6 protein-coding genes are annotated in these 7,567 nt (G+C 73.8%); all 6 read right to left on the bottom strand.

Going from position 1 to position 7,567, the window contains the following annotated elements; genetic code table 11:
* Window positions 1–200: 200 nt before the first annotated feature.
* Window positions 201–1,853, bottom strand: coding sequence for a dipeptide ABC transporter ATP-binding protein (locus ACF08F_RS29275; RefSeq protein ID WP_392301532.1), 1,653 nt, complete (start codon window positions 1,851–1,853; stop codon window positions 201–203).
* The gene (locus ACF08F_RS29270; protein ID WP_392301531.1) at window positions 1,850–2,839 is read right to left on the bottom strand and encodes an ABC transporter permease; all 990 of its coding nucleotides are present in this window, start codon (window positions 2,837–2,839) and stop codon (window positions 1,850–1,852) included. Before ACF08F_RS29270 ends, ACF08F_RS29275 begins: the two co-directional genes overlap by 4 nt.
* Window positions 2,836–3,813, bottom strand: coding sequence for an ABC transporter permease (locus ACF08F_RS29265; RefSeq protein WP_392301530.1), 978 nt, complete (start codon window positions 3,811–3,813; stop codon window positions 2,836–2,838). Before ACF08F_RS29265 ends, ACF08F_RS29270 begins: the two co-directional genes overlap by 4 nt.
* Window positions 3,810–5,558, bottom strand: coding sequence for an ABC transporter substrate-binding protein (locus ACF08F_RS29260; RefSeq protein WP_392301529.1), 1,749 nt, complete (start codon window positions 5,556–5,558; stop codon window positions 3,810–3,812). Before ACF08F_RS29260 ends, ACF08F_RS29265 begins: the two co-directional genes overlap by 4 nt.
* 232 nt (window positions 5,559–5,790) lie before the next feature.
* Window positions 5,791–5,886, bottom strand: coding sequence for an Ms4533A family Cys-rich leader peptide (locus tag ACF08F_RS29255; protein ID WP_317598890.1), 96 nt, complete (start codon window positions 5,884–5,886; stop codon window positions 5,791–5,793).
* Window positions 5,887–6,032: 146 nt separating this feature from the next.
* The gene (locus ACF08F_RS29250; protein ID WP_392301528.1) at window positions 6,033–7,559 is read right to left on the bottom strand and encodes a DUF3152 domain-containing protein; all 1,527 of its coding nucleotides are present in this window, start codon (window positions 7,557–7,559) and stop codon (window positions 6,033–6,035) included.
* Window positions 7,560–7,567: the final 8 nt, after the last annotated feature.

The raw sequence follows: 7,567 nt of genomic DNA, 5'->3' as shown, positions 1-7,567 counted from the left end.
CCACCCCCCCCCCACCCCCCCAACCACCGCCCCCCCCCCCCCGCGGGGGCCGGTGAAGGCCGCTGGGTAAACAACGCACCCGTTTAGCGGGGGGCGGCGGGGGGGGGGGCCCCCCCCCACCACCGGAAGGGGTGAATGCACGTAACTTTCCCACCCCGGTCGCGTTCGGTCGCGATACGAGGCAGATCGGTTACGGAGTGTCAGGCGGCGGCCAGTTCCCGACGCCTCTCCCGACGCTCGGCGGCGAGGACCGGGTCGAGGGACGGGACGGCCGCGAGGAGCCGGCGCGTGTACGGGTCCTGGGGTGCGCCGTACACCTCCTCGACCGCGCCCTGCTCGACGATCCGGCCGTCGCGCATGACGGCGACGCGGTCGCTGACCTGGCGGACGACGGCGAGGTCGTGGGCGATGAAGACGAGTCCGAGGCCCAGTTCGGCCTGGAGCTCGGCGAGCAGCGCGGTCACCTGGGCCTGGGTGGTGACGTCGAGCGCGGAGACGGGTTCGTCGCAGACGACGACCCGGGGTCCGGCGGCGAGCGCGCGGGCGATGCCGACGCGCTGCCGCTGGCCGCCGCTGAACTCGTGCGGGTAGGCCGTGTACCGGTCGGGTTCGAGCCCCACCCGGTCGAGCAGCTCGCGCACCCGGGAGCGGATCCGGGTCTCGTCGCGCTCCCCCGCCGCGCGCAGCGGGTCGGCGATCGACTCGCCCACGGAGCGGCGCGGGTTGAGGGAGGAGACGGGGTCCTGGAAGACCATCTGGAGCTCGCGGCGGTACGGGCGCAGCTCACGGTCCGGGAGGGTGCCGATCTCCGCGCCGTCGTAGCGGAGCCGGCCTCCCGTCGGGTCGAGGAGCCGTACGAGCATGCGGCCGAGGGTGGTCTTGCCGCTGCCGGACTCCCCGACGACGCCCAGGGTCTCGCCGGCGTGGACGGTGAGCGAGACACCGTCGACGGCGGTGACCGCGCGCCTGCCGCGTCCGAACTCCCGCCGCAGGTCGACCGCTTCGAGGAGCGGCTCGCCGGAGGGTGCGGGGGCCGCGGGCCGCAGCGGGCCGTCGAGCCGGGGCACGGCCCCGAGCAGCCTTCGGGTGTACGGCGCCGAGGGGGCGCCCAGCACCCCGTCGACGGGCCCGCGTTCGACCTCGCGGCCGCCGCGCATGACGAGCACCTCGTCGACGCTCTCGGCGGCGACGCCGACGTCGTGGGTGACGAGGAGCAGCGCCGTTCCCGTCTCGCGCCGGAGCTCGTGCAGCAGGTCGAGGATCTGGGCCTGCACGGTGACGTCGAGGGCGGTGGTCGGTTCGTCGGCGACGAGGAGGCGGGGCTCGCAGGCGAGGGCCATCGCGAGGAGGGCGCGCTGGCGCATGCCGCCGCTGAACTCGTGCGGGCGGGAGCGGGAGCGGCGGGCCGCGTCGGGGATGCCGACCCGGTCGAGGACCTCGACGGCGCGGGCCCGGGCCTCCCGGCGGGAGCCTCCGGCGTGGATCCGGTGGACCTCGGCGATCTGGTCGCCGACGGCGTAGTAGGGGTCGAGGGCGGACAGCGGGTCCTGGAAGACCATGGCGGCGACGCCGCCGCGCAGTCTCCGCAGCCCGTCGGGGCCGGCGGCGCCGACGTCGATGCCGCCGACCCGTACGGTGCCGGTGACCCGCGCGCCGGTCCCCCGGTGGAGGCCGAGGAGGGCGCCCGCGACGGTGGACTTGCCGCTGCCGGACTCGCCGACGAGGGCCAGGGCGCGACCTTCGCCGAGGCCGAAGGAGAGGCGGTCCACGGCGCGTACGGGCTTGCCGTCGCGGTCGAACTCGACGGTGAGGTCCCGGACTTCCACCAGGGGGCCTTCGCTGTGCGGGGTCACGTCAGGACCACCCTTCGGTCGGCGGCGGCGTACAGCAGGTCGGCGACGACTCCGGCGAGGACGACGGCGACGCCCATCACCATGACCACGCCCACCACCACGGGCAGGTCGATCTCGCGCACGCCGTCGATGAGGGTCTTGCCGAGTCCGGGGATGCCGAAGAGGGACTCGGTGAGCACGGCTCCGCCGAACATCGAGCCGAGGTCGACGGCGCTGATCGCGATGACGGGCGGGACGGCGCCGCGCAGGGCGTGGCGGGTGACGACCGCCCGCTCCCCCACGCCGTACGCGCGGAAGGTGCGGATGTGGTCCTCGGCGAGCGTCTCCAGGGTCGAACTCCTGGTGAGCCGGGCGTATTTGGCGGACTCGAAGAAGCCGAGGGCGAGCCAGGGCAGCAGCATGTTCCAGGCCCACCGCTCGGGGTCCTCGCCGAGCGGGACGTAGCTCGGGAAGGGCAGCCACTGGAGGTGGGCGCAGACGACCATGAGGAGCAGCAGCCCGAGGATGAAGACGGGCGTGCCGGTCCCGGCGAGGGTGAGGACGGTGAGGATCCGCTCGGTGGGGCCGCCCCGGCGCAGCGCCGAGAGCAGTCCCGTGCCGACGCCGACGACGAGCCAGACGACGAGGGCGCCGAGCGCGAGCGAGGCGGTGGCGGGGAGCCGCTCCAGGACGAGCCGGGTGACTTCCGTGTCGGTCTGGTAGGAGAGCCCGAGGCAGGGTGCGCCGCAGTGCACGACGGTGGTGCCGGTGGAGTAGTCCCGGCCGGCGAAGATGCCCTGGAGGAAGTGCAGGTACTGCGCGAACACGCTCTCTTTCAGGCCGAGTTGCTCGCGGACCTGGGCGACCTGCTGGGGGTTGCAGCGCTCGCCGCAGGCGAGGCGGGCGGGGTCGCCGGGCGCGAGGTAGAAGAGGGCGTACACGAGGACCGAGAGCGCCAGGAGGACGAGCGCGGCACCCGCGAGCCGCTTGAGCACGTAACGGGTCATCGGGAGGTCTCCTTGCGGGTGCCGACGCGCAGTCGGCTCGCCTCGCGCGGGTCGAGGGCCGTGCGGACCGCGTCGCCGAGGACGGTGAAGGCGAGCACGGTGACGAAGAGCAGTCCGGCGGGCAGCAGGACGTACGCGGGATCGGCGCGGAACCAGGTCTGCGCGGTCGACAGCATCTGCCCCCAGGACGGGGTGGGCGGGGTGACGCCCACCCCGAGGAAGGAGAGGGACGCCTCGACGACCATGTTGGTGGGGACGAGGATCGCCGCGTACGTGATGACGGGCGCGGCGAGCGCGGGCAGCAGCTCGCGGCGGGCGGTCCGCCACCGCCCCGAGCCGGCGAGCCGGGAGGCGGCGACGAAGTCGAGGCTCCTGAGGGTGAGCGTCTGGGCGCGCACGATCCGGGAGGTGCCCGCCCAGCCGAGCAGGCCGATGACGAGGATCAGCAGCAGCGGGCGGGGGAAGTCCCGGGGGACGACGGCGGTCAGCGCGATGGCGAGGACCAGCATCGGGAGGGCGACGAGCACGTCGGTGATCCGGCCGAGGAGGCTGTCGACCCAGCGGCTGCCGAGCCCGGCGGCGAGGCCGACGAGGACGCCGAGGGCGACCTGGACCGCGGTGGCGCCGACGGCGACGAGCAGCGAGATCCGGGCGCCGTGGAGGAGGCGGACGAAGAGGTCGCGTCCGGTGCCGGGTTCGACGCCGAGCCAGTGGTCGGCGCTCGCCCCGCCGAAGGAGCCGTACGGGACGCCGCCGCGGGCCGAGTCGACGAGGTCGTCGTGGTACGTGTACGGGTCCTGGCCCGCCAGGGCGGCGAGCAGCGGCGCGGCGAGGGCGAGGAGGACGAGGAGGAGGAGGACTCCGGCGGAGACCAGGGCGGCGGGGCGGGTGCGGAGCCGCCGCCAGGCCTGCCGGGCGGCGCCCGTGGCGGGGATGCCCGCCACGGGCGCCGACGTGTCGGACGGAGCGGTCACTTGACCGAGACCTGCGAGATGTCGAGGACGCCGGTCCAGTCGCTGATGACGACGTTCTTGATGTCCTTGCCGACGAGCCGCTTGTAGACGGGGTGGAAGAGCGGAACGTCGAGCGCCTGCTCGCCGATCCTCTTGTCGAGGGCCCCCCAGCGGACGGCGGCGGCCTGGAGGTCGGTCAGCTTGTTGATCTCGTCGATCTCGTTGTTGACCGCCGGGTCGTTCAGCTGCGCGTGGTTGTAGTTGGAGCCGTTGGTGACGATCTGGCGTCCGTCGAAGATCGGCGCGAGGAACGGGCCGCCGGCCGGCCAGTCGGCGCCCCAGCGGGAGAGGAAGAAGCCGGGCGCGTCCTTGACGCTCCAGCGCTTCTCGTTGAAGGAGTTGGGCTCCTGGCCGTCGAGCTTCACCGTGATGCCGGCCTTGCCGAGGGCCTCCTGGACCGCGGTGGCGATCTCGGGGCTGGTGGTCCGGTTCTGGGCGGTGGAGTGCAGCAGGGTGACGGTGAGACCGTCCGGGAAGCCGGCCTCCTCCAGGAGCTGCCTGGCCTTCTCCGGGTTGCCGGTCTTCCCGGCCGGGAAGTGGTCGTACGGCGTGAAGCCGAAGGACTTCTGCTCGGGCAGGAAGGTGGTGGCGGGCTCGGCGAGCGCGGAGCCGCCGGCCGCGTTGACGACGCTGGTGCGGTTGACCGCGTACGAGATCGCCTGCCGGACCTTGGGGTTGTCGAAGGGCTTCACCTTCGGGTTGAAGGCGATGTAGTTGGTGAAGCCGAAGCGGCCGGTGCCGACGCGGGCGGCGAGGGCCTTGTCGGAGCCGATCTGGGCGAGCTCGGCCGGCCCGAGGTTGGTGTCGGTGGTGACGGCGGCGGCGTCGGCGCCGGAGGAGGTGGCGAGGCGCTGGTTGATGACGGCCTCGTCGAGGCCGGAGCGGACGTCGACGCGGTCCGGGTAGGCCTTGCGCTCCTCGTCGGTCTTCGGGTCCCAGTGCTCGTTGCGCTCCAGGACGAGCCGCTCGCCGTCGTTCTCGTTCCTGACGACCTTGTACGGGCCGGAGGAGACGGGGTGCTCCTCGTACTTCGCGCCGGTGTCCTCGGCCTTGGGGACGGGGGCGAACTGGGTCTGCGTGGCGACGAAGGGGAACTCGCCCTCGGGCTTCCTCAGTTTGAAGACGATGGTCCGGTCGTCGGGCGTGACGACGGAGGCCAGGCCCTTCCCCTTCTTCCCATCGGACGCAGCCTTGTAGGGACCCTCGTACGTGTCGCCGCCGACGAGCCAGTCGCGCAGGTAGGGGGCGCCGCCGGAGAGCTCGGCGGCGAAGGAGCGCTCGATGCCGTACTTGACGTCGGCGCTGGTGATCGGGGTGCCGTCCTCGAACTTGAGGCCCTCCTTGAGGGTGTACGTCCACTCCGTGGCGTCCTTGTTGGGCCGGCCGAGGTCGGTGGCGAGGTCGGGGACGACCTTGCTGCCGGCGGGGCCCGCCTCGCGGTTGCGGGTGGTGAGCGTACGGAAGACGAGGGAGGGGACGTTGCCGCCGCCGGAGGTGTAGAGGCGGGCCGGGTCGAAGTCGGACTGGGCCTCGCTGTTGAGGACGGTGAGCGTGCCGCCCTTCTGCGGGGTGCCCGCGGGCGCCTTGCCGGCGTCCCCCTCGGCGCCGGTGTCCTCGGGTCCCGCGCAGGCGGCGGCGCCCGTGGCCAGGACGAGACTGACGGCGGCCGCTGCCACGCGGCGCGAAATGACGGACGATCGACGCATCGGAGAAGACCTCTCGGGGAACTGCGGGCGGGAAAGGGAATTCCGCGCAGGCAGCGGCGAGCGGCGATTTCCGGAAGGAATGACGGAGCACCGGAACAGCACAGGAGAAAGCCGCGCCTGCGGGAGGAAAGACCCGGGCGCGGAAAGGCGTCGGCGGTGACGGAAATACGGAAAGGGCCGACGTGCGCTCGGGCTGGGGGGTACCACCCGGGCCTCTTGCCCAGGGGGAGCGTCAGCTACAGAGAATGTCGGCGACGGCGTGCCGGGTCACGCCGATGAGCGCCAGCTCAATGGCGGCGCGATCGAAGGCGACGTGACGGTGCGACATGCCGAGAAATATGAACGAACGCACGAACGATGTCAACGCACATGACGGGATCCCTGAGACACGCGTCTCACCATGTGATCATCGCGCGGGCGGCGCGGGGTCGTCCCGCGACCACCGCGCCACCGCCCGCCACATCGGACGGAACGTCAACTTCCGGGATAGACCCACGGGTTGGGACGGCAGGCGATTCCGTCCACCCGCAGCGACTTCGTCTGCTGCTGCATCACGGGGGCGAGCGCACCGGGAGTCGCGCAGCTCACGTGCCCGTGCCCGAGCCGGTGCCCGACCTCGTGGTTGATGAGCATCTGGCGATAGGCGTGCATGGCCTTCGGTCCGAAGGTCGCCGAGCCCTGGGCCCAGCGGAATGCGTTGATCATCACGCGCTCGGTGCTGGCGGAATCGCAGGAGACGTTGTCGACGGTCGTGTCGAGTCCGGACTTCCGGCACCACTCGCCGGTGGTTCCGGGGCTCGCGAGCGTGATGACGAACTCGGGGTCCCCGGAGGAGATCCGCTCGAAGGTCATCGCGCCCTGACCGGCCCAGCTGCGTCGGTCGTTGAGCGTCTTCTGCACGGCCGAGGCGAAGAGCCCGGGGTCCAGGCCGATCCCCTTCTCCACGTCGATCCGGTAGCGGACGAGGCGTCCCTTGCCCGGCGCCTTCTGGAAGCCCGGCACGGCCTCGAACTTCCCCGAGCCGGCCAGCTTCGGGTCGATCGGGAACTGACGGGTCATGAGCTGCTCGTACGTCGGCGGCTTGGGCGCCGCGGAGGGCGCGGCGGGCGCCGCCGTCGACGGGCGGGTCGGGGTGATCCGGTCGTCGGAGCGCGAGGCGGAGTCGTCCGAGGCCCGCTCGGCCGGCCCCTCGGCGGCGTGCGCGGCGCTCGGTGCGGCCCCGCGGTCGGCGACCTGTCCGGCGACGACGACGGCGAGGACGGTGGTGACGGCGGCGGCCGCGATGCCGGTCAGGGTGCGGCCCCTGAAGGCCCGGCCGGCGGACGCGTCGGCCGGGTTCCCGGCGCCGCCCTCCGTGCCGTCGTCCGCGCCGGCCGGGCGCTCGCGCCGGGGTCCGGGGATGAACGGCCCCTGCGGGTCGGCCTGTTCGGCCGGGGGCGCGTCCTGTTCGGGCGCGGCGGCCCGGTGCGAGCCGCGCCGGCGGCCGTACCCCTCGGGGCGCGGCCCGGCGCCCTCGTCGTGCTGCGGATGGCCGCCCCGTACGGGCGTGGTCCCGTAGGCGGGGATGCCGTACGCGGGCGTGCCGGGGGTCCCGTGCGCCGGGGTGTCGAAGGCCCCGCCGGCGTAGCCCTGGCCGCTGGAGGTCCGGCCGTACCCCTGACCGCCGTACGACTGCGGTCCGGACGGCTGCTGCCCGTACGCCTGGGGCCCCCGCTGCGGCGCGCCGTACGGAGGAGTCCCGTACCGGGGCGTCCCGTGCGCCGGGGTGCCGGTGGCGTCCTGGCCCTCGCCCGGCGCCCTGCGGCGGCGTCCGGTGCCCGCCGCCTGCCCCTGCCCCTGCCCCTGCCCCTGCGCGGGTGCTCCCCCGGGCTGCCCGGGGCCCGCCGTCCGGGGCTGTCCGGCCGCGCCCTGCGCCGCCGCCCCCGTCGTCCTGCCCGCCGCCGCGCGCTGCTCGGTGGCGGGCACCGAGGGCACGGGGCCCTTGCGACTATGTCGTCCCACGCCCCGGC

The sequence above is a fragment of the Streptomyces sp. NPDC015130 genome (assembly GCF_043080005.1).
Classification (GTDB): Bacteria; Actinomycetota; Actinomycetes; order Streptomycetales; family Streptomycetaceae; genus Streptomyces.
This window is presented reverse-complemented; position numbering and strand designations above follow the sequence as displayed.

Bases quoted from the DNA above. Each gene is read 5' to 3' on its own strand.
- ACF08F_RS29255 (WP_317598890.1), bottom strand. From the start codon at position 5,886: ATGTCGCACCGTCACGTCGCCTTCGATCGCGCCGCCATTGAGCTGGCG.
- ACF08F_RS29260 (WP_392301529.1), bottom strand. From the start codon at position 5,558: ATGCGTCGATCGTCCGTCATTTCGCGCCGCGTGGCAGCGGCCGCCGTC.
- ACF08F_RS29270 (WP_392301531.1), bottom strand. From the start codon at position 2,839: ATGACCCGTTACGTGCTCAAGCGGCTCGCGGGTGCCGCGCTCGTCCTC.